Raw genomic sequence first — 731 nt, 5'->3', positions numbered from 1 at the left:
GCGCGTATGCGTTTTTATATATTAAAAAAAGCAGGGGATGGATTTTCACAAAAGTCTATGTGATAGGAGATAGTGAAATATTAAGTGGATAAAGTCAAAGATGATAGAGATACTTTAAGAACTTTGTTTGAAACACACAAGACAAATAATTAAAGATTAGAAACTCGACTAAAAGAAATAGGCAGATGGTGCGAAAAAAAATTTAAGCGTGGAGCAGTTAAAAGAAATATTTCCATTAAAAGCCGAAAGAATAGAAAAAGAGCTTAAATATCAAAGAGCTTTTGAAAATTCTTTTGAACAAGCAAAAACTAAAAGAAACGATAGAGGGTCTGGGTTTAATAGATAGTTTTCCTTTTTGGTGCTTTAGCAAATCGCACCTGTTAAGGTGCTATGATTTGCGATAATTGGGGTGCGGGGGTTGTCTGAGTGCGTAGCACGGAAGATGGACAAAACCCACTGCCTTAATATTAAGATTAAGCAAATATATCTAAAAGCTGATCTTTTTTATTGTCTGCTTTATCTGTATTTGTAGAATTACTTTGTTCTTCTTTTTTAGCTTCAGCTTCTACTTTTTTTGTATCTTCTTGTTCCATAAGCTTTAAGGTGTCATATATTTGATGAACTTCCTTAGGCATACACTTGTGGAAGCGAATATTTGAATTAGGATTTAACATATTTAACATTAGAAACAATATCCAAATTTACAAAGTACTTTATGCCCAGCTTCTTGG

General features: G+C 32.6%; 1 protein-coding gene. It reads right to left on the bottom strand.

The window, feature by feature from the left end; translation table 11 throughout:
- Positions 1-473: 473 nt before the first annotated feature.
- Positions 474-683, bottom strand: a complete 210-nt coding sequence (locus L8X27_RS07950) for a hypothetical protein (RefSeq protein ID WP_263671881.1) — start codon at positions 681-683, stop codon at positions 474-476.
- Between the last annotated feature and the right edge of the window lie 48 nt (positions 684-731).

The sequence above is a fragment of the Campylobacter sp. CNRCH_2015_1657 genome, assembly GCF_025772685.1.
Lineage (GTDB): Bacteria > Campylobacterota > Campylobacteria > Campylobacterales > Campylobacteraceae > Campylobacter_D > Campylobacter_D lari_D.
Note: the sequence above shows the minus strand (reverse complement) of the source record. Positions and strands in the feature narration are given on the sequence as shown.

What these genes read in the sequence shown, in the direction of transcription:
- L8X27_RS07950 (WP_263671881.1), bottom strand. Translation starts at nt 683, where the DNA reads ATGTTAAATATGTTAAATCCTAATTCAAATATTCGCTTCCACAAGTGT.